Origin of the sequence: Intrasporangium chromatireducens Q5-1 (genome assembly GCF_000576575.1) — a bacterium.
Lineage (GTDB): Bacteria > Actinomycetota > Actinomycetes > Actinomycetales > Dermatophilaceae > Intrasporangium_A > Intrasporangium_A chromatireducens.
Map to the genome: position 1 here is coordinate 1 of NZ_AWQS01000546.1, position 764 is coordinate 764.

Annotated in this window: 1 pseudogene; it reads left to right on the forward strand. The window is 67.5% G+C overall.

Annotation, left to right across the window (positions count from 1 at the left end):
* Positions 1 to 73 precede the first annotated feature (73 nt).
* A pseudogene (locus N864_RS22800) lies at positions 74 to 764 on the forward strand (IS1634 family transposase); the annotation flags it as partial.

The following is a 764-nucleotide window of genomic DNA, read 5'->3' on the forward strand; positions in this document are numbered from 1 at the left end:
CCGGATGCGGTGAAAGTCGCACGTCCGGTTCTGAGGGAGCCCCGGCTCGGTAACGGGCCGGGGCTACCCGACGACCGCCACGATCATCCCGATCATCAAACAGTTCCAGGCCCGGCACTCGATTTCGGACATGGTCGTGGTGGCCGACGCCGGGATGCTGTCCGCATCGAACCTGCGGGATCTGGACGAGGCGGGATTGCGGTTCATCGTCGGCTCCCGGGTGACCAAGGCGCCGGTCGACCTCGAGTCCCACTTCCGCTGGCACGGCGACGCGTTCGCCGACGGGCAGCTCATCGACACCATCACCCCGAGGAACCGGCGCGTCGTCGAGAACGACCCGAAGCTGAAGAAGGAACCGCTCTGGGACCCGGACAAACATCCCGGGTCCTGGCGTGCGGTGTGGGCCTACTCCGCCAAGCGAGCCGCCCGGGACGGGCGGACGCTGACCCTGCAGGAGAACCGCGCCAAGGCGGTCATCGCCGGCGAGAAGGCAGCCCGCACACCACGGTTCGTCAAGACCAGCAACGGCACCCAAACCCTCGACGAGGCCTCACTCGCACGCGCACGCCGGCTCGCCGGGCTCAAGGGCTACGTCACCAACATCCCCGCCGGGATCATGACCGCGGGCGAGGTCATCGCGTCCTACCACGACCTGTGGAACGTCGAGCAGTCCTTCCGGATGAGCAAGACCGACCTGCGGGCCCGGCCGATGTCATGCCGACGTCGGCATGAGATCGGTTATGCCGACCTCCCGGTTATGCCGA